Origin of the sequence: Echinicola jeungdonensis, from assembly GCF_030409905.1 — a bacterium.
In the GTDB taxonomy this organism is placed as follows: domain Bacteria; phylum Bacteroidota; class Bacteroidia; order Cytophagales; family Cyclobacteriaceae; genus Echinicola; species Echinicola jeungdonensis.
In genome coordinates this window covers 1-17,363 of the sequence record NZ_JAUFQT010000008.1, presented here as the reverse complement: position 1 = coordinate 17,363, position 17,363 = coordinate 1, and the positions used below count along the sequence as shown (strand labels likewise).

Sequence of the window (17,363 nt, the reverse complement as noted above, 5' to 3'; positions counted from 1 at the left end):
TTTTCCAGCTTCCTAACCTTTCCATCAAAGGAGGGTGGGAATAGTTGACAAAAACGTGCAAGGGATGTGGATTGATTTGGTTTAGTGTTTTGACCGAAAGCGTTTTTAATGCACTGGCCAATGGCTTGCCATCATATGTTTCCTTGGCAAATCGCTCCGCTTCAAATTCGTTTTTCCGGCTAAGCAAATTCATAAATATTCCCAACACGGTACTTATTGGGGAAAACAGTAAGGCAAAACCTATCAAGTTTAAATGGACTGCCCACCTATCACCTCCCATAGCTTGGCTGATTTCTGGGTTATTGACGAATAAAGAAAGCAACAAAAGCATCACCCCTAATTGCAGGATACTTATCACCAAGCTTTGGATGATGTGCTTTTTCTTGAAGTGCCCTATTTCATGGGCCAGGACTGCTACCAATTCCTCTGGTTTGTGTTGCTCCACCAGGGTATCAAAAGAACCACCTTTTTCTTTTTGCCAAAACCGGAAAAAAAGGCATTTGCCTTAGTGGACCGTTTGCTTCCATCCATTACAAAAACATTTTCCAACGAAACCCCACGGAGGAAGCATATTCCATGATTTTACTTTTCAGCTCCCCTTCTTCCAGAGGAGTTATTTATTGAACAAAGGCAAGATCCATGAAGTGTAAAACATATTGATCAAAACCATGAAAACAGCAGCTACCCCCAAAAGTAAAGCCAGAAACCTTCCCCCAATTCCTGTATCAACCAAAGTAAAAGGGCAAGCAGCCCCCACCTATTAATATCCCAACCAAATAACCTTTTACTTTATCTCCAAAAAAGTTTTCCGGGTGGTTTTATTAACCCAACTCTTCTTCAATTTTAAAGTATGGTAATAATCAAATGGGATGGAAAGCAAATCAGAACCAATAAAAGCAAGCCAAAAAACAAGGGATTGTAAGATCATTGGATCTACCCATTGGCTAACCCATTGATCCAGCAAACCAAAACCACCCCAGATTACATCCCCAAGGTGATGACCAAGGAAAACGAGCCACTTATTAGGCCAAAATAATAATTGGTTTTTTGATAAGATTTGGCCTCCTGAAGTTTTTCTTGATCCAAAAATTTTGAAGGGTAGCAGGTACTTGGGGTACCTTTTGACGAACATTTAACCAGGAAGTGAATTTATCAAACAAAAATCCAAGGGTAATCAACCGATCATCAAGTATTTTAAACTTTCTGCGCTCATTCGGCAAATCTACTAAAATTTGGGACAGGGAAGAATAGTGTCCCTCAACCTTGGTGCCCCAGGGTTCTTCCTATCTGGAAGACTGAAAGAAATGCTAATTTCATGAGCCCCACCGGACTGAATACCTAATTGGGAAACCGTATAATCAAAACTATAACCAATATCCATTCCGGTTGGCAAACTCAAGCCCAGCAAAACCACCAACGCATCCCGATTAGATTCCTGGTTAATTGGTTTATAAGGAAGCCCTCTATACCAAAAACCCACAATCAAGGGTTCCGCATAAAGGTAAGCCCTACATCCAGTTGCTCAAATGGCCTTGCCGTTTATAGTTAAGGGTTGGGGTGATATACCTTTGTTTGTAAGTATGGGTAAAATCCCTTTTCATAGCACCATGGCCCAGGGGAATCCGTAACCTGCATGACCGGAAAACTTGACCGGCAATTTGCTTTCCCCATCAAAAAAGACTGGTTGGGTTGATTAACATGGTGGGCTGAAGCCCCCAGCCAAAAATTTTCAGTAAAAAAAGCCCTCCAAATGATAAGGAGAGCATATCAATCGGATCCCCAACCCATTCAGGTTCCCATCTCCTGGCATAGGCGGTGCGAATGGATCATTGGGATCTATTTGATTGGCAAAAACCAAATTTTCATAAAAGCCAATATCTCTGCGGATATAGCTGGCTTGAAATCCAGGCCTGAAATACATGGACTCGGCCATTTAAGTTCATAAGCATAATCCCCGAATGGTTAAGGACTTTAAATTTGCTGCCCCTTCAGTATCATTCATCACCATCACCCCTACACCACTATTATACCTTTCCAAAAGGTATCATAATAAACAGAGAATGTTTTTAAATTGGGCATCCAGTCCCAGGCCATTGGGTTCGGTAATTGGCACCGATTCTACCTTGCAAATCTGAACCGGCAAAGCGCGGGATTTAAATATAAAGGAGCTGCATAATATTGAGTATATTGTGGATCTTGGGCATAAGCATCACCTGTATAAATAATATACATCAAAACAAAAAAAAACAATATATATAAAAGACCTAAACAATTTTTTGTTCGTTTATTTGAGTAACATGTGTTTATTAAACGACATGATAAGACAGGTGTTTTATCCTGGTAAAAGTAAATTATGAAAAGGAATCGTCCCAACATAACAAAAAAACATTTTTTACTGTCCTAATATTGGTATTTTTCATACCTTTTACCCCAATATACAGCTATTCACAGGGATATATGAAAACGAATGGGTTTTTGGGTACTGTGGCACCAGCCAGGATAATAATTATATTTCATTTGGAAAAGGTGAAAATCCTACCGTCCTCAGTTTACCAGGTTCTCACCTTTGGGTACCGGCAATGTAGCCTTAGCTATTGACCCCATCACTGGTGAAACACTATTTTACACCGATGGGGCTTTGGTTTATAATTATTTAAATGAACCTATGCAAGGTGTGGTAGGCGAATTGGGAGGAATGGAAGATGAAAGGCAAACAGTTGCCATCGCTGAATTGGATTTTGAACCTCAAGGGGGAATAGATTATTTTACACCTTTTACATTACCCCTGGAGGACAATTGGAATATGCCATCATGGACATGAACGACCAAGGAGGAGCCCCCTCCAACCAACCTCCAGCAGGATCAGTTTTCTCCTGGGGGCACCATAGGCCCATCCGAAGGCCCTATTATTGTAATAAAAGCACCAGGCCAGCCAAGTTTCCTCATCAGTTTTGAAATGGGCAAGTGATATCCAGGGAAATCCTTGATCAAGAAGGGCAATTCGGAGCCCCCCGGTCCACTCCCTTGGATTTCACTCCTAAGGCAATTTATTACGAGGAAGTCACCAATACTTTATTATTCATACCTGAGGAACCTGGAATAAACATCACTCTTGTCAACATCAACCCAACACGGGTTCATTTGGATCCCACTTCGAAATCCAGCAATCAGCAGGTCCTGAAACAATTGAAGGAGTGGTTGTTTCCCCAAATACAGATTATTTTTATTATAGCCAGGGAGACCAGATACTAAGAGTTCCTGCCAGTGGATTTTGATGGAACGCCAGAAGCTATCCCGTTAAATAATCCCGTAAAAATGTTTATGACCTCAAATTTGGACCGGATGGTAAACTATATTATATCTATCAAGAGGAAAACAGTGATGCTTTTTTAGTTGGAACAGTCAATAACCCAGAAGAGGAGGACCTGCTTAATGTAGAGGTGGATGAAGACCCTTTCCAGGGAACTGATTTTTGTGGATCTATATTTCCCCATTTTGCTCCAGATATGGATGGCATTAGTGGAACGGTGGATTTTTCTGGTCCCCAAATCCCCTTGCATGAATAATCCCCTGCAGTTGACTTCAAATATAATTCCACCAAATATTCCAGTAGAAACCTATGAGTGGACGATTAATCCGGCCCCAACAGATCAAGATGGTGAGGAACTTGAGTTAGATTTAAATGAGGAACATCTTCTTTTACCCGCAGCGGCCACCAATGAACAAAACATTAACGTTTCACTGGTGGTAGAATTTGGAGATGGTAGTAAGGATTCAGTAGCCTACCCCATTACCTTGCAGGAAAACAACCTTCAGGCCAACTTTATGCCCTCAGATACAACTACCTGTAACCATGTGTTGACCTGAATGAATGCTGGATGTCTCCAGTGGTGAGGAAGGCCAGGGTGGGGGAACTGGAGGTGGAGGGACCGGTGGAGGCCAAGGAGGCGGCCAAACCAACTATGAGTATTTCTGGTCCAATAAAAAGGATGAAGGATGGATACCTGAAGGAGCCAATGAGTTTGTGAGCCGGGCTTATATTGGGCATTGGTTAGGGAACCAGGATCCTCTTGTTATGTTTATGCACAAACCAGGGTCAAAATGTGGGACCCGGAGACCGATCAAAAGATAGATGACCAGACCAATTCGGTTTGGTACTTTGGCCAAAACGGTGGGCTAAATTTCAACCCCGACCCTGACGACCCGGATGGAATTGTCCCCCGCCCAGTGGAAGACCCTGGTTTTGGATGGAATCTACCTGCAGGGACTACCACCATCTCTGACCAAACCGGACAGGTTTTGTTTTATACTGATGGCCAAACCGTTTGGGATCTTAATGGAAATGTCATGGAAGGGGGACAGGATATAGGAGGTGACAATTCCTCTTCCCAAAGTGTGGTGGCCGTACCCATCCCACAGGAAGAATCTCTATATTACCTGTTCACCACTGAATCGGCAAGTGGAGGAAGCAACCAGGTAAAATTTAGTCTGGTAGATATCAAGGGGGAAAACCCCAGTGGGGTAGGAAGTGTGGTAAGTGGGGACAACTTCTTATTCAGCCCCGGCACGGAACAAGCGGCTGCCCTGACAGCAGGAGACACCACCTGGATGATGTTTCATGAAATGGGCAACAACTCTTTTAGAGCTTATCCTATTACCAATGAGGGAATTGGGCAACCCGTAATCAGTTCAGCAGGAAGCGACCATAATTTTGGCACTGGAGTTGGAACCATGAAATTCATTCCGATGGAAGCAAATTGGCTGTTACCATCAATGATGGAGGAGAAAATAAAGTTGAAATTTTTGATTTTGATCAGGACACTGGTCTTTTGACCCCTTATGCTTCTATTGATTTGATGTCCAATGATGAGTGTATGGTCTGGAGTTTTCCAATGACGGCAAAGAATTTTTGTCTCTTACCGCAATGGAGGAGGCATTCAGGAATTCCCTGTAGAAGGGGGAACTACCACCGATAACACTGACCCTGACAACCCCATTACACAATCCTGTCCAAGCTGCTTTGAAAATGCCTCCACTCAGGCTGCAATAGAACAATGTATTTCTGACAATATCACGACCTTAGCCCAAAGCAGTGGCCAAAATTTGGGACCCTCCAAATTGGCCCGGATGGGCAGATATATGCCTCAATTGTTGGAGCAAGTCAGGTTGGACAGATCCGGCCGGCACTGACTGCAACAGCAGCACCTACCGTCCTGACGGACCACAAACAGGTGGCACCAATGGACTGGGCTTACCCTCCTTTGTTCAAAACTCTGGAAGCAGTATCCCTGAGCCGGGACTGGAAGGGCCAGATAGATTATGTTTGGCAGATGGAGAAGCACTGGGCACATTTGAAGGAGGTGGAGAACCCGATATTGACAGTTATTTTTGGACCATTACGGATACTGATGGGAATGAGATCCACACTTTTGGAGGTGTCGGTGAAGATTTCCAAACCATGGAATACCCCTTTGATTCGGCTGGGGTTTATACTGTTACTTTGGATGTGGAAAGGTGCCGGGTAGGATTTAATTATCACCATGAAACAAAAGAAGTAGAAATTCCTCCCCCTCCTGTCCTTACCTTGATTGATGATGTTACTACTTGTAGTGGCAACCCTGTAACCTTAACAGCTATAGATGGCTATGATGAAAGTGAGGATCTGTATAATTTTGATTGGAGAATGCTGCTGGTGAAGTATTGGGAGACAGCTCATCCAATACTATTGTAGTGGATGAGGCAAGCATTTATACAGTAACCGTTTCTTATAAAACCCCTGTCGGAGAAGACCCGGCGACTTACGAAACATGTGCTGTTTCAAGTTCTGTATTTGTGGGACCCGCTTTTGATTTTGACCTGAACCAAACTGCCGAATCATCATGTTACAATGAAAATGTTGTCAATTTTGCACCAACACCCCAGTGGAAGGGGATTGGGCCTACCAGGTTCAAGGGGACAGCACCTCATTTGTTTCACTTGGAAGAGGCTTTGAGTTAAACTTGAATGTTTCCAATTTACCCGGTCCGGGATTTATGATATTATATTCACCACTGAAGATCCCATTCTTGAAGGTTGTATAGTTGAAAAAAGGGCAGAATTGGAGGTAAGCCCTCTGCCTGAATTTTCCATTGATGCAATTACCCCGGCAACAAGTTGTAACAGTTTGGATGGAAGTTTTGAAATCAATATGGATCCGATGCGGATTCTGTTATCGTAGTGGAAACCGGAATGAATTTTATTAACGTCACCCAAGGAGAAACATTGACTCCCGGCAACCTTGATCCTGGAATTTACACCGTCAAGGCAAGGCTAGGAGGCTGCGTCAATTTTAAAACTGTAAGCATTCAAAACAACAATCCTCCTAGTAGCTTTGACCCAACGGTAACCCTAACTCAGAAGTTTGCGGCCCGGATGGAACCCTTAATGGTTCCCTTGATATAGAATTGGCAGATCCTTCTCAGGGAGGAGAATATGTGATTACCCGTGAATTGGATGGTGTTCAATTTATGGATCTTTTACCGGAAATACATCCGTGTCCCTAAGCAGTGGAGAATATGCAGTAGAGTTATCTGATGCCAGTGGTTGCGCTTTTCATCATATGACAGTCTTTTTACAATTGAAGGAAAAAACAGGGTGGATTTTTCCATCCCAACCCAAACTATCGCCTGCGAGGCTTTTATTTTCAGGCCTCAATCCGAGGAGGACTTAACATTTACTATCACGGATCCAAATGGGACTACCTTAAGTCCAGATTCAGAAGGAAATTTCACCTTAGGGTTGGAAGGGACCTACCAGTAAAGGGAGCACCAGCAGATCCTAACAATGAAGATTGTCCAAGAATAAGAGATTTGAACCTGGTTTTAAATGATCAGGTAATATATGAAGTATCAGGCCCGCAATATCAATGTAACTCTCCAAGAGGGTTTACCGAGCCGTACTTGATCCTGGGTTTGATCCTGATGATTATATTTTTATGTGGAGGAACAGTGAGGGCACAATAGTCAATAGGGGTCAGACAATATCCTCCGCTCAACAAGAAGAATTATCACTGGAGGTTCAACCAAAATTGGGGCTGCCTGCCCGGGACCTCCAATTACTTTTGAAACCGTCCCATTTGTTCACCAAGCCCAGGTATCCCTGAATGCAGAGTCCGGCATTTGTTTTGACAACACCCCTGCTGTCATTACTGCTGATATTGATGTTGAACTATCTGATGAATCAGGATAGAATGGCACCGGGTAACTAATGGAAATTCAGAAAGGATCCCCCAATTTGACGATTTGACTGAAATTTCAGTAGATGAATCTGGGACATACCGGGCTTTTTGTAATCAATGAAACCGCAGACCTGCAATGTATCATAGGAACAGATGAAATTGAAGTTTTCAGATCGGATTCAGAACCACCTGTTTTAGAGGAGAGTTATACCATTTGTGCCATTGAAGGGGTGTCTACAACCTTGGATTCATTGGGAAATTGGTCTGAATATGAGTGGTGGCTTGATGGAGAATTGGTCAGCACTGACTCCACCTTCACTCCTATCGAACCGGGCAATTAACTTATTCTTTCAGATCAGGCCAGCTGTGAATATGCACTTTCTTGAAGTAATTGAGGATTGTAGGCTCCTGATCACCATTCCTACAGGTCTTGTCCCTGGAGACGAGGAAAGAAACTTTGTTGTTTACGTCAATGATTTTGTGGATGAGATCAGTGTTTTGATTTATAACCGATGGGGCGAGTTAATTTATCATTGTATAGAGGAAATGTTCCAGAAAATTCCCCATTTTGCGAATGGAATGGATTTGTCAATGGCAAAAAGGTCCCCATAGGCACCTACCCTGTCATTGTCAAATATAAAAGCCAGGACCAAAACCTAGAACAAACCATCAAAAAAGCTATTGTAGTAGTAGAATAAACGCATGATCACATTAATTTCCCCAGCCAAATCACTGGATTTAAGCAGCACTGACATTTCATTATCGACTCAACCTGATTTTCCCAGGAAATCCAATCCTTGGTTTCCATCATGAAGAAAAAGTCCACTTCTGACATCCAAAATTTGATGAAAGTCAGTGAAAACATTGGAGAACTTAACCATGAGAGGTATAGAAATTTTGAAAAAGAGTTTACCCGGGAAAATTCAAAGCAGGCGCTTTTGACTTTTAATGGGGATGTTTACAGAAATATGGATATTGAACATTATTCCTTAAAGGATTTTGAATTTGCCCAAGAACATCTTAGGATCCTTTCCGGTTTATACGGACTCCTTAAACCCATGGACTTGATCCAACCCTATCGTTTGGAGATGGGAATTTCCCTGGAAAATAAAAAAGGGAAAAACCTTTATGAATTCTGGGGCTAAAATTGCAAAAGCAATTGATAAAGCCAGCAATGGTGATCCTGTGATTGACCTGGCATCCAAAGAATATGGAAAAGCAGTCAATCTTAAAGCATTAAAAAGCCCCATCGTTCATGTTAACTTTAAGGAATTCCGGAATGGGAAATATAAAATTGTAGGTACTTTGGCCAAACAGCCAGGGGAATGATGGCCAATTATATTATCAAAATAAAATCAATGACCCTGATAAATCAACTCTTTAATGAAGACGGTTATGAATTTTCGGAGCCCGAAAGCAAAGGAAATAAGTGGATTTTCGTACGTTAATAAAACATAGCCTTAAAATATTATTAAGGCTATGTTTTATTAACGTACGAAAATCCACTTATTTCCTTTGCTTTCGGGCTCCGAAAATTCATAACCGTCTTCATTAAAGAGTTTGATTTTATCAGGGTCATTGATTTTATTTTTGATAATATAATTGGCCATCATTCCCCTGGCTTGTTTGGCCAAAGTACCTACAATTTTATATTTCCCATTCCGGAATTCCTTAAAGTTAACATGAACGATGGGGCTTTTTAATGCTTTAAGATTGACTGCTTTTTCCATATTCTTTGGATGCCAGGTCAATCACAGGATCACCATTGCTGGCTTTATCAATTGCTTTTGCAATTTTATCGCCCCAGAATTCATAAAGGTTTTTCCCTTTTTTATTTTCCAGGGAAATTCCCATCTCCAAACGATAGGGTTGGATCAAGTCCATGGGTTTAAGGAGTCCGTATAAACCGGAAAGGATCCTAAGATGTTCTTGGGCAAATTCAAAATCCTTTAAGGAATATGTTCAATATCCATATTTCTGTAAACATCCCATTAAAAGTCAAAAGCGCCTGCTTTGAATTTTCCGGGTAAACTCTTTTTCAAAATTTCTATACCTCTCATGTTTAAGTTCTCCAATGTTTTCACTGACTTTCATCAAATTTTGGATGTCAGAAGTGGACTTTTTCTTCATGATGGAAACCAAGGATTGGATTTCCTTGGGAAAATCAGGTTGAGTCGATAATGAAATGTCAGTGCTGCTTAAATCCAGTGATTTGGCTGGGGAATTAATGTGATCATGCGTTTATTCTACTACTACAATAGCTTTTTTGATGGTTTGTTCTAGGTTTTGGTCCTGGCTTTTATATTTGACAATGACAGGGTAGGTGCCTATGGGGACCTTTTTGCCATTGACAAATCCATTCCATTCGCAAAATGGGGAATTTTCTGGAACATTTTCCTCTATACAATGATAAATTAACTCGCCCCATCGGTTATAAATCAAAAACTGATCTCATCCACAAAATCATTGACGTAAACAACAAAGTTTCTTTCCTCGTCTCCAGGGACAAGACCTGTAGGAATGGTGATCAGGAGCCTACAATCCTCAATTACTTCAAATGAAAGTGCATATTCACAGCTGGCCTGATCTGAAAGAATAAGTTCATAATTGCCCGGTTCGATAGGAGTGAAGGTGGAGTCAGTGCTGACCAATTCTCCATCAAGCCACCACTCATATTCAGACCAATTTCCCAATGAATCCAAGGTTGTAGACACCCCTTCAATGGCACAAATGGTATAACTCTCCTCTAAAACAGGTGGTTCTGAATCCGATCTGAAAACTTCAATTTCATCTGTTCCTATGATACATTGCAGGTCTGCGGTTTCATTGATTACAAAAGCCCGGTATGTCCCAGATTCATCTACTGAAATTTCAGTCAAATCGTCAAATTGGGGGATCCTTTCTGAATTTCCATTAGTTACCCGGTGCCATTCTATCCTGATTTCATCAGATAGTTCAACATCAATATCAGCAGTAATGACAGCAGGGGTGTTGTCAAAACAAATGCCGGACTCTGCATTCAGGGATACCTGGGCTTGGTGAACAAATGGGACGGTTTCAAAAGTAATTGGAGGTCCCGGCAGGCAGCCCCAATTTTTGGTTGAACCTCCAGTGATAATTCTTCTTGTTGAGCGGAGGATATTGTCTGACCCTATTGACTATTGTGCCCTCACTGTTCCTCCACATAAAAATATAATCATCAGGATCAAACCCAGGATCAAGTACGGCTCGGTAAACCCCTCTTGGAGAGTTACATTGATATTGCGGGCCTGATACTTCATATATTACCTGATCATTTAAAACCAGGTTCAAATCTCTTATTCTTGGACAATCTTCATTGTTAGGATCTGCTGGTGCTCCCTTTACCTGGTAGGTCCCTTCCAACCCTAAGGTGAAATTTCCTTCTGAATCTGGACTTAAGGTAGTCCCATTTGGATCCGTGATAGTAAATGTTAAGTCCTCCTCGGATTGAGGCCTGAAAATAAAAGCCTCGCAGGCGATAGTTTGGGTTGGGATGGAAAAATCCACCCTGTTTTTTTCCTTCAATTGTAAAAAGACTGTCATATGAAAAGCGCAACCACTGGCATCAGATAACTCTACTGCATATTCTCCACTGCTTAGGGACACGGATGTATTTCCGGTAAAAGATCCCATAAATTGAACACCATCCAATTCACGGTAATCACATATTCTCCTCCCTGAGAAGATCTGCCAATTCTATATCAAGGAACCATTAGGGTTCCATCCGGGCCGCAAACTTCTGAGTTAGGGGTTACCGTTGGGTCAAAGCTACTAGGAGGATTGTTGTTTTGAATGCTTACAGTTTTAAAATTGACGCAGCCTCCTAGCCTTGCCTTGACGGTGTAAATTCCAGGATCAAGGTTGCCGGGAGTCAATGTTTCTCCTTGGGTGACGTTAATAAAATTCATTCCGGTTTCCACTACGATAACAGAATCCGCATCGGATTCCATATTGATTTCAAAACTTCCATCCAAACTGTTACAACTTGTTGCCGGGGTAATTGCATCAATGGAAAATTCAGGCAGAGGGCTTACCTCCAATTCTGCCCTTTTTTCAACTATACAACCTTCAAGATGGGATCTTCAGTGGTGAATATAATATCATAATTCCCGGACCGGGTAATTGGAAACATTCAAGTTTAACTCAAAGCCTCTTCCAAGTGAAACAAATGAGGTGCTGTCCCCTTGAACCTGGTAGGCCCAATCCCCTTCCACTGGGGTGTTTGGTGCAAAATTGACAACATTTTCATTGTAACATGATGATTCGGCAGTTTGGTTCAGGTCAAAATCAAAAGCGGGTCCCACAAATACAGAACTTGAAACAGCACATGTTTCGTAAGTCGCCGGGTCTTCTCCGACAGGGGTTTTATAAGAAACGGTTACTGTATAAATGCTTGCCTCATCCACTACAATAGTATTGGATGAGCTGTCTCCCATACTTCACCAGCAGCATTTCTCCAATCAAAATTATACAGATCCTCACTTTCATCATAGCCATCTATAGCTGTTAAGGTTACAGGGTTGCCACTACAAGTAGTAACATCATCAATCAAGGTAAGGACAGGAGGGAGAATTTCTACTTCTTTTGTTTCATGGTGATAATTAAATCCTACCCGGCACCTTTCCACATCCAAAGTAACAGTATAAACCCCAGCCGAATCAAAGGGTATTCCATGGTTTGGAAATCTTCACCGACACCTCCAAAAGTGTGGATCTCATTCCCATCAGTATCCGTAATGGTCCAAAAATAACTGTCAATATCGGGTTCTCCACCTCCTTCAAATGTGCCCAGTGCTTCTCCATCTGCCAAACATAATCTATCTGGCCCTTCCAGTCCCGGCTCAGGGATACTGCTTCCAGAGTTTTGAACAAAGGAGGGTAAGCCCAGTCCATTGGTGCCACCTGTTTGTGGTCCGTCAGGACGGTAGGTGCTGCTGTTGCAGTCAGTGCCGCCTGGATCTGTCCAACCTGACTTGCTCCAACAATTGAGGCATATATCTGCCCATCCGGGCCAATTTGGAGGGCTCCCAAATTTTGGCCACTGCTTTGGGCTAAGGTCGTGATATTGTCAGAATACATTGTTCTATTGCAGCCTGAGTGGAGGCATTTTCAAAGCAGCTTGGACAGGATTGTGTAATGGGGTTGTCAGGGTCAGTGTTATCGGTGGTAGTTCCCCCTTCTACAGGGAATTCCTGAATGCCTCCTCCATTGCGGTAAGAGACAAAATTCTTTGCCCGTCATTGGAAAACTCAGACCATACACCTCATCATTGGACATCAAATCAATAGAAGCATAAGGGGTCAAAAGACCAGTGTCCTGATCAAATCAAAATTTCAACTTTATTTTCTCCTCCATCATTGATGGTAACAGCCAATTTGCTTCCATCGGAATTGAATTTCATGGTTCCAACTCCAGTGCCAAAATTATGGTCGCTTCCTGCTGAACTGATTACGGGTTGCCCAATTCCCTCATTGTAATAGGATAAGCTCTAAAAGAGTTGTTGCCCATTTCATGAAACATCATCCAGGTGGTGTCTCCTGCTGTCAGGGCAGCCGCTTGTTCCGTGCCGGGGCTGAATAAGAAGTTGTCCCCACTTACCACACTTCCTACCCCACTGGGGTTTTCCCCCTTGATATCTACCAGACTAAATTTTACCTGGTTGCTTCCTCCACTTGCCGATTCAGTGGTGAACAGGTAATATAGAGATTCTTCCTGTGGGATGGGTACGGCCACCACACTTTGGGAAGAGGAATTGTCACCTCCTATATCCTGTCCCCCTTCCATGACATTTCCATTAAGATCCCAAACGGTTTGGCCATCAGTATAAAACAAAACCTGTCCGGTTTGGTCAGAGATGGTGGTAGTCCCTGCAGGTAGATTCCATCCAACCAGGGTCTTCCACTGGGCGGGGGACAATTCCATCCGGGTCGTCAGGGTCGGGTTGAAATTTAGCCCACCGTTTTGGCCAAAGTACCAAACCGAATTGGTCTGGTCATCTATCTTTTGATCGGTCTCCGGGTCCCACATTTTGACCCTGGTTTGTGCATAAACATAACAAGAGGATCCTGGTTCCCTAACCAATGCCCAATATAAGCCCGGCTCACAAACTTCATTGGCTCCTTCAGGTATCCATCCTTCATCCTTTTTATTGGACCAGAAATACTCATAGTTGGTTTGGCCGCCTCCTTGGCCTCCACCGGTCCCTCCACCTCCATTCCCCCACCCTGGCCTTCCTCACCACTGGAGACATCCAGCATTTCATTCAGGTCAACACATTGGTTACAGGTAGTTGTATCTGAGGGCATAAAGTTGGCCTGAAGGTTGTTTTCCTGCAAGGTAATGGGGTAGGCTACTGAATCCTTACTACCATCTCCAAATTCTACCACCAGTGAAACGTTAATGTTTTGTTCATTGGTGGCCGCTGCGGGTAAAAGAAGATGTTCCTCATTTAAATCTACTCAAGTTCCTCACCATCTTGATCTGTTGGGGCCGGATTAATCGTCCACTCATAGGTTTCTACTGGAATTTTGGTGGAATTATATTTGAAGTCAACTGCAGGGATTATTCATGCAAGGGGGATTTGGGGACCAGGAAAAATCCACCGTTCCACTAATGCCATCCATATCTGGAGCAAAATGGGGAAATATAGATCCACAAAAATCAGTTCCCTGGAAAGGGTCTTCATCCACCTCTACATTAAGCAGGTCCTCCTCTTCTGGGTTATTGACTGTTCCAACTAAAAAGCATCACTGTTTTCCTCTTGATAGATATAATATAGTTTACCATCCGGTCCAAATTTGAGGTCATAAACATTTTCTACGGGATTATTTAACGGGATAGCTTCTGGCGTTCCATCAAAATCTCCACTGGCAGGAACTCTTAGTATCTGGTCTCCCTGGCTATAATAAAAATAATCTGTATTTGGGGAAACAACCACTCCTTCAATTGTTTCAGGACCTGCTGATTGCTGATTTCGAAGTGGGATCCAAATGACCCCGTGTTGGGTTGATGTTGACAAGAGTGATGTTTATTCCAGGTTCCTCAGGTATGAATAATAAAGTATTGGTGACTTCCTCGTAATAAATTGCCTTAGGAGTGAAATCCAAGGGAGTGGACCGGGGGGCTCCGAATTGCCCTTCTTGATCAAGATTTCCCTGGATATCACTTGCCCATTTTCAAAACTGATGAGGAAACTTGGCTGGCCTGGTGCTTTTATTACAATAATAGGGCCTTCGGATGGGCCTATGGTGCCCCCAGGAGAAACTGATCCTGCTGGAGGTTGGTTGGAGGGGGCCTCCTTGGTCGTTCATGTCCATGATGGCATATTCCAATTGTCCTCCAGGGGTAATGTAAAAGGTGTAAAATAATCTATTCCCCCCTTGAGGTTCAAAATCCAATTCAGCGATGGCAACTGTTTGCCTTTCATCTTCCATTCCTCCCAATTCGCCTACCACACCTTGCATAGGTTCATTTAAATAATTATAAACCAAAGCCCATCGGTGTAAAATAGTGTTTCACCAGTGATGGGTCAATAGCTAAGGCTACATTGCCGTACCCAAAGTTGAGAACCTGGTAAACTGAGGACGGTAGGATTTTCACCTTTCCAAATGAAATATAATTATTATCCTGGCTGTGCCACAGTACCCAAAAACCCATTCGTTTTTCATTATATCCCTGTGAATAGCTGTATATTGGGTGTAAAAGGTATGAAAATACCAATATTAGGACAGTAAAAATGTTTTTTTGTTATGTTGGGACGATTCCTTTTCATAATTTACTTTTACCAGGATAAACACCTGTCTTATCATGTCGTTTAATAAACACATGTTACTCAAATAAACGAACAAAAAATTGTTTAGGTCTTTTATATATATTGTTTTTTGTATTTTGATGTATATTATTTATACAGGTGATGCTTATGCCCAAGATCCACAATATACTCAATATTATGCAGCTCCTTTATATTTAAATCCCGCTTTTGCCGGTTCAGATTTGCAAGGTAGAATCGGTGCCAATTACCGAACCCAATGGCCTGGACTGGATGCCCAATTTAAAACATTCTCTGTTTATTATGATACCTTTTTGGAAAGGTATAATAGTGGTGTAGGGGTGATGGTGATGAATGATACTGAAGGGGCAGCAAATTTAAAGTCCTTAACCATTTCGGGGATTTATGCTTATGAACTTAAATTGGCCGAGTCCATGTATTTCAGGCCTGGATTTCAAGCCAGCTATATCCGCAGAGATATTGGCTTTTATGAAAATTTGGTTTTTGCCAATCAATAGATCCCAATGATCCATTCGCACCGCCTATGCCAGGAGATGGGAACCTGAATGGGTTGGGGGATCCGATTGATATGCTCTCCTTATCATTTGGAGGGCTTTTTTTTACTGAAAATTTTTGCTGGGGGCTTCAGCCCACCATGTTAATCAACCCAACCAGTCTTTTTTGATGGGGAAAGCAAATTGCCGGTCAAGTTTTCCGGTCATGCAGGTTACCGGATTCCCCTGGGCCATGGTGCTATGAAAAGGGATTTTACCCATACTTACAAACAAAGGTATATCACCCCAACCCTTAACTATAAACGGCAAGGCCCATTTGAGCAACTGGATGTAGGGGCTTACCTTTATGCGGAACCCTTGATTGTGGGTTTTTGTATAGAGGTTCCTTATAAACCAATTACCAGGAATCTAATCGGGATGCGTTGGTGGTTTTGCTGGGCTTGAGTTTGCCAACCGGAATGGATATTGGTTATAGTTTTGATTATACGGTTTCCCAATTAGGTATTCAGTCCGGTGGGGCTCATGAAATTAGCATTTCTTTCAGTCTTCCAGATAGGAAGAACCCTGGGGCACCAAGGTTGAGGGACACTATTCTTCCCTGTCCCAAATTTTAGTAGATTTGCCGAATGAGCGCAGAAAGTTTAAAATACTTGATGATCGGGTTGATTACCCTTGGATTTTTGTTTGATAAATTCACTTCCTGGTTAAATGTTCGTCAAAAGGTACCCCAAGTACCTGCTACCCTTCAAAATTTTTTGGATCAAGAAAAACTTCAGGAGGCCAAATCTTATCAAAAAACCAATTATTATTTTGGCCTAATAAGTGGCTCGTTTTCCTTGGTCATCACCTTGGGGATGTTAATCTGGGGTGGTTTTGGTTTGCTGGATCAATGGGTTAGCCAATGGGTAGATCCAATGATCTTACAATCCCTGTTGTTTTTTGGCTTGCTTTTTATTGGTTCTGATTTGCTTTCCATCCCATTTGATTATTACCATACTTTTAAAATTGAAGAAGAGTTTGGGTTTAATAAAACCACCGGAAAACTTTTTTTGGAGATAAAGTAAAAGGTTATTTGGTTGGGATATTAATAGGTGGGGGCTTGCTTGCCCTTTTACTTTGGTTGATACAGGAATTGGGGGAAGGTTTCTGGCTTTACTTTTGGGGGTAGCTGCTGTTTTCATGGTTTTGATCAATATGTTTTACACTTCATGGATCTTGCCTTTGTTCAATAAATTAACTCCTCTGGAAGAAGGGGAGCTGAAAGTAAAATCATGGAATATGCTTCCTCCGTGGGTTTTCGTTGGAAAATGTTTTTGTAATGGATGGAAGCAAACGGTCCACTAAGGCAAATGCCTTTTTTTCCGGTTTTGGCAAAAGAAAAAGGTGGTTCTTTTTGATACCCTGGTGGAGCAACACAAACCAGAGGAATTGGTAGCAGTCCTGGCCCATGAAATAGGGCACTTCAAGAAAAAGCACATCATCCAAAGCTTGGTGATAAGTATCCTGCAATTAGGGGTGATGCTTTTGTTGCTTTCTTTATTCGTCAATAACCAGAAATCAGCCAAGCTATGGGAGGTGATAGGTGGGCAGTCCATTTAACTTGATAGGTTTTGCCTTACTGTTTTCCCCAATAAGTACCGTGTTGGGAATATTTATGAATTGCTTAGCCGGAAAAACGAATTTGAAGCGGAGCGATTTGCCAGGAAACATATGATGGCAAGCCATTGCCAGTGCATTAAAAACGCTTTCGGTCAAAACACTAACCCAAATCAATCCACATCCCTTGCACGTTTTTGTCAACTATTCCCACCCTCCTTTGATGGAAAGGTTAGGAAAGCTGGAAA

General features: G+C 42.3%; 30 protein-coding genes and 4 pseudogenes. 17 read left to right on the top strand and 17 right to left on the bottom strand.

From position 1 onward, the window contains the following. From QWY93_RS18950 to QWY93_RS19930, 4 genes and pseudogenes are all read right to left on the bottom strand, one after another. Positions 1-531: pseudogene (locus tag QWY93_RS18950) on the bottom strand (M48 family metalloprotease); the annotation flags it as partial. Positions 532-784: 253 nt separating this feature from the next. Beyond that, the gene (locus QWY93_RS18945; protein ID WP_290249935.1) at positions 785-928 is read right to left on the bottom strand and encodes a hypothetical protein; all 144 of its coding nucleotides are present in this window, start codon (positions 926-928) and stop codon (positions 785-787) included. Between the two features lie 297 nt (positions 929-1,225). Continuing rightward, positions 1,226-1,480, bottom strand: a complete 255-nt coding sequence (locus QWY93_RS19935; protein ID WP_353959700.1) for a type IX secretion system membrane protein PorP/SprF — start codon at positions 1,478-1,480, stop codon at positions 1,226-1,228. A gap of 249 nt (positions 1,481-1,729) precedes the next feature. Next, complete coding sequence (locus QWY93_RS19930) at positions 1,730-1,921, bottom strand: hypothetical protein (RefSeq protein ID WP_353959699.1); 192 nt, start codon at positions 1,919-1,921, stop codon at positions 1,730-1,732. 645 nt (positions 1,922-2,566) lie between these two features. Here QWY93_RS19930 and QWY93_RS18935 point away from each other — a divergent pair. From QWY93_RS18935 to QWY93_RS18880, 12 genes and pseudogenes are all read left to right on the top strand, one after another. Continuing rightward, a complete protein-coding gene (locus QWY93_RS18935) occupies positions 2,567-2,821 on the top strand; it encodes a hypothetical protein (protein ID WP_290249931.1) in 255 nt (84 codons plus the stop codon). A gap of 143 nt (positions 2,822-2,964) precedes the next feature. Then, on the top strand, positions 2,965-3,252 hold the full coding sequence (locus tag QWY93_RS18930) for a hypothetical protein (protein ID WP_290249930.1): 288 nt from the start codon (positions 2,965-2,967) through the stop codon (positions 3,250-3,252). Between the two features lie 192 nt (positions 3,253-3,444). After that, a complete protein-coding gene (locus QWY93_RS18925) occupies positions 3,445-3,867 on the top strand; it encodes a hypothetical protein (protein ID WP_290249929.1) in 423 nt (140 codons plus the stop codon). 4 nt (positions 3,868-3,871) lie between these two features. Further along, positions 3,872-4,132, top strand: coding sequence for a hypothetical protein (locus QWY93_RS18920; protein WP_290249928.1), 261 nt, complete (start codon positions 3,872-3,874; stop codon positions 4,130-4,132). After that, positions 4,102-4,833, top strand: a complete 732-nt coding sequence (locus QWY93_RS18915) for a hypothetical protein (RefSeq protein WP_290249927.1) — start codon at positions 4,102-4,104, stop codon at positions 4,831-4,833. The genes QWY93_RS18920 and QWY93_RS18915 overlap by 31 nt, the downstream gene beginning before the upstream one ends. Before the next feature lie 259 nt (positions 4,834-5,092). Next, positions 5,093-5,731, top strand: coding sequence for a hypothetical protein (locus QWY93_RS18910; RefSeq protein WP_290249926.1), 639 nt, complete (start codon positions 5,093-5,095; stop codon positions 5,729-5,731). Next, the gene (locus QWY93_RS18905) at positions 5,677-5,997 is read left to right on the top strand and encodes a hypothetical protein (protein WP_290249925.1); all 321 of its coding nucleotides are present in this window, start codon (positions 5,677-5,679) and stop codon (positions 5,995-5,997) included. Before QWY93_RS18910 ends, QWY93_RS18905 begins: the two co-directional genes overlap by 55 nt. Before the next feature lie 231 nt (positions 5,998-6,228). Further along, positions 6,229-6,441 carry a hypothetical protein gene (locus tag QWY93_RS18900; protein WP_290249924.1) on the top strand — a complete coding sequence of 71 codons (213 nt, stop codon included), beginning with the start codon at positions 6,229-6,231 and terminating at the stop codon, positions 6,439-6,441. A gap of 192 nt (positions 6,442-6,633) precedes the next feature. After that, positions 6,634-6,798, top strand: coding sequence for a hypothetical protein (locus QWY93_RS18895; RefSeq protein ID WP_290249923.1), 165 nt, complete (start codon positions 6,634-6,636; stop codon positions 6,796-6,798). Between the two features lie 501 nt (positions 6,799-7,299). After that, a complete protein-coding gene (locus QWY93_RS18890; protein WP_290249922.1) occupies positions 7,300-7,557 on the top strand; it encodes a hypothetical protein in 258 nt (85 codons plus the stop codon). A 25-nt stretch (positions 7,558-7,582) separates the two neighbouring features. Then, positions 7,583-7,828, top strand: coding sequence for a T9SS type B sorting domain-containing protein (locus tag QWY93_RS18885; protein ID WP_290249921.1), 246 nt, complete (start codon positions 7,583-7,585; stop codon positions 7,826-7,828). Between the two features lie 197 nt (positions 7,829-8,025). Continuing rightward, positions 8,026-8,545, top strand: a pseudogene (locus tag QWY93_RS18880) (YaaA family protein). Positions 8,546-8,703: 158 nt separating this feature from the next. On the opposite strand, the gene yaaA reads toward QWY93_RS18880, so the two are convergent. The 13 genes and pseudogenes from yaaA to QWY93_RS18815 all read right to left on the bottom strand — a co-directional run bounded on the left by yaaA (position 8,704) and on the right by QWY93_RS18815 (position 14,699). Then, positions 8,704-8,946, bottom strand: a complete 243-nt coding sequence (yaaA, locus tag QWY93_RS18875; protein WP_290249920.1) for a peroxide stress protein YaaA — start codon at positions 8,944-8,946, stop codon at positions 8,704-8,706. Beyond that, a pseudogene (locus tag QWY93_RS18870) lies at positions 8,924-9,403 on the bottom strand (YaaA family protein). The gene yaaA and the pseudogene QWY93_RS18870 overlap by 23 nt, the downstream one beginning before the upstream one ends. A gap of 54 nt (positions 9,404-9,457) precedes the next feature. After that, a complete protein-coding gene (locus QWY93_RS18865; protein WP_290249919.1) occupies positions 9,458-9,658 on the bottom strand; it encodes a T9SS type B sorting domain-containing protein in 201 nt (66 codons plus the stop codon). Continuing rightward, a complete protein-coding gene (locus QWY93_RS18860) occupies positions 9,655-10,095 on the bottom strand; it encodes a hypothetical protein (protein WP_290249918.1) in 441 nt (146 codons plus the stop codon). Before QWY93_RS18860 ends, QWY93_RS18865 begins: the two co-directional genes overlap by 4 nt. Before the next feature lie 178 nt (positions 10,096-10,273). Continuing rightward, the gene (locus QWY93_RS18855; protein WP_290249917.1) at positions 10,274-10,870 is read right to left on the bottom strand and encodes a hypothetical protein; all 597 of its coding nucleotides are present in this window, start codon (positions 10,868-10,870) and stop codon (positions 10,274-10,276) included. A gap of 68 nt (positions 10,871-10,938) precedes the next feature. Continuing rightward, positions 10,939-11,277: a hypothetical protein gene (locus QWY93_RS18850; protein ID WP_290249916.1), complete on the bottom strand. Its 339-nt coding sequence runs from the start codon at positions 11,275-11,277 to the stop codon at positions 10,939-10,941. A gap of 60 nt (positions 11,278-11,337) precedes the next feature. Further along, positions 11,338-11,673: a hypothetical protein gene (locus QWY93_RS18845; protein ID WP_290249915.1), complete on the bottom strand. Its 336-nt coding sequence runs from the start codon at positions 11,671-11,673 to the stop codon at positions 11,338-11,340. Further along, complete coding sequence (locus tag QWY93_RS18840; protein ID WP_290249914.1) at positions 11,643-11,864, bottom strand: hypothetical protein; 222 nt, start codon at positions 11,862-11,864, stop codon at positions 11,643-11,645. The genes QWY93_RS18845 and QWY93_RS18840 overlap by 31 nt, the downstream gene beginning before the upstream one ends. Before the next feature lie 31 nt (positions 11,865-11,895). Then, positions 11,896-12,315, bottom strand: coding sequence for a hypothetical protein (locus tag QWY93_RS18835; RefSeq protein ID WP_290249913.1), 420 nt, complete (start codon positions 12,313-12,315; stop codon positions 11,896-11,898). Positions 12,316-12,684: 369 nt separating this feature from the next. Next, positions 12,685-13,263, bottom strand: coding sequence for a hypothetical protein (locus QWY93_RS18830; RefSeq protein WP_290249912.1), 579 nt, complete (start codon positions 13,261-13,263; stop codon positions 12,685-12,687). Continuing rightward, positions 13,233-13,622, bottom strand: coding sequence for a hypothetical protein (locus QWY93_RS18825; RefSeq protein ID WP_290249911.1), 390 nt, complete (start codon positions 13,620-13,622; stop codon positions 13,233-13,235). The genes QWY93_RS18830 and QWY93_RS18825 overlap by 31 nt, the downstream gene beginning before the upstream one ends. A gap of 350 nt (positions 13,623-13,972) precedes the next feature. Beyond that, positions 13,973-14,254 (bottom strand): hypothetical protein, encoded by a 282-nt coding sequence (locus tag QWY93_RS18820; RefSeq protein ID WP_290249910.1) that lies wholly within the window; start codon positions 14,252-14,254, stop codon positions 13,973-13,975. A gap of 157 nt (positions 14,255-14,411) precedes the next feature. Next, positions 14,412-14,699 carry a hypothetical protein gene (locus tag QWY93_RS18815; protein ID WP_290249909.1) on the bottom strand — a complete coding sequence of 96 codons (288 nt, stop codon included), beginning with the start codon at positions 14,697-14,699 and terminating at the stop codon, positions 14,412-14,414. A 427-nt stretch (positions 14,700-15,126) separates the two neighbouring features. Here QWY93_RS18815 and QWY93_RS20185 point away from each other — a divergent pair, with 427 nt between their 5' ends. From QWY93_RS20185 to QWY93_RS18795, 5 genes and pseudogenes are all read left to right on the top strand, one after another. Continuing rightward, positions 15,127-15,522: a PorP/SprF family type IX secretion system membrane protein gene (locus QWY93_RS20185; RefSeq protein WP_494337490.1), complete on the top strand. Its 396-nt coding sequence runs from the start codon at positions 15,127-15,129 to the stop codon at positions 15,520-15,522. 180 nt (positions 15,523-15,702) lie between these two features. Further along, complete coding sequence (locus QWY93_RS20180; RefSeq protein ID WP_494337489.1) at positions 15,703-15,963, top strand: hypothetical protein; 261 nt, start codon at positions 15,703-15,705, stop codon at positions 15,961-15,963. A 14-nt stretch (positions 15,964-15,977) separates the two neighbouring features. Further along, on the top strand, positions 15,978-16,133 hold the full coding sequence (locus tag QWY93_RS20175) for a type IX secretion system membrane protein PorP/SprF (protein WP_494337488.1): 156 nt from the start codon (positions 15,978-15,980) through the stop codon (positions 16,131-16,133). Between the two features lie 12 nt (positions 16,134-16,145). Beyond that, positions 16,146-16,687, top strand: a pseudogene (locus tag QWY93_RS18805) (M48 family metalloprotease). Between the two features lie 236 nt (positions 16,688-16,923). Next, positions 16,924-17,118 carry a M48 family metalloprotease gene (locus tag QWY93_RS18795; protein ID WP_290249907.1) on the top strand — a complete coding sequence of 65 codons (195 nt, stop codon included), beginning with the start codon at positions 16,924-16,926 and terminating at the stop codon, positions 17,116-17,118. Positions 17,119-17,363 lie beyond the last annotated feature (245 nt).

What these genes read in the sequence shown, in the direction of transcription:
- QWY93_RS18945 (WP_290249935.1), bottom strand. Translation starts at nt 928, where the DNA reads ATGATCTTACAATCCCTTGTTTTTTGGCTTGCTTTTATTGGTTCTGAT.
- QWY93_RS19930 (WP_353959699.1), bottom strand. Translation starts at nt 1,921, where the DNA reads ATGTATTTCAGGCCTGGATTTCAAGCCAGCTATATCCGCAGAGATATT.
- QWY93_RS18925 (WP_290249929.1), top strand. Translation starts at nt 3,445, where the DNA reads ATGAAGACCCTTTCCAGGGAACTGATTTTTGTGGATCTATATTTCCCC.
- QWY93_RS18920 (WP_290249928.1), top strand. Translation starts at nt 3,872, where the DNA reads ATGCTGGATGTCTCCAGTGGTGAGGAAGGCCAGGGTGGGGGAACTGGA.
- QWY93_RS18915 (WP_290249927.1), top strand. Translation starts at nt 4,102, where the DNA reads ATGTGGGACCCGGAGACCGATCAAAAGATAGATGACCAGACCAATTCG.
- QWY93_RS18900 (WP_290249924.1), top strand. Translation starts at nt 6,229, where the DNA reads ATGAATTTTATTAACGTCACCCAAGGAGAAACATTGACTCCCGGCAAC.
- QWY93_RS18890 (WP_290249922.1), top strand. Translation starts at nt 7,300, where the DNA reads ATGAATCTGGGACATACCGGGCTTTTTGTAATCAATGAAACCGCAGAC.
- yaaA (WP_290249920.1), bottom strand. Translation starts at nt 8,946, where the DNA reads ATGGAAAAAGCAGTCAATCTTAAAGCATTAAAAAGCCCCATCGTTCAT.
- QWY93_RS18855 (WP_290249917.1), bottom strand. Translation starts at nt 10,870, where the DNA reads ATGGGATCTTTTACCGGAAATACATCCGTGTCCCTAAGCAGTGGAGAA.
- QWY93_RS18845 (WP_290249915.1), bottom strand. Translation starts at nt 11,673, where the DNA reads ATGGGAGACAGCTCATCCAATACTATTGTAGTGGATGAGGCAAGCATT.
- QWY93_RS18835 (WP_290249913.1), bottom strand. Translation starts at nt 12,315, where the DNA reads ATGTATTCTGACAATATCACGACCTTAGCCCAAAGCAGTGGCCAAAAT.
- QWY93_RS18830 (WP_290249912.1), bottom strand. Translation starts at nt 13,263, where the DNA reads ATGTGGGACCCGGAGACCGATCAAAAGATAGATGACCAGACCAATTCG.
- QWY93_RS18815 (WP_290249909.1), bottom strand. Translation starts at nt 14,699, where the DNA reads ATGCAAGGTGTGGTAGGCGAATTGGGAGGAATGGAAGATGAAAGGCAA.
- QWY93_RS20185 (WP_494337490.1), top strand. Translation starts at nt 15,127, where the DNA reads ATGTATATTATTTATACAGGTGATGCTTATGCCCAAGATCCACAATAT.
- QWY93_RS20175 (WP_494337488.1), top strand. Translation starts at nt 15,978, where the DNA reads ATGGATATTGGTTATAGTTTTGATTATACGGTTTCCCAATTAGGTATT.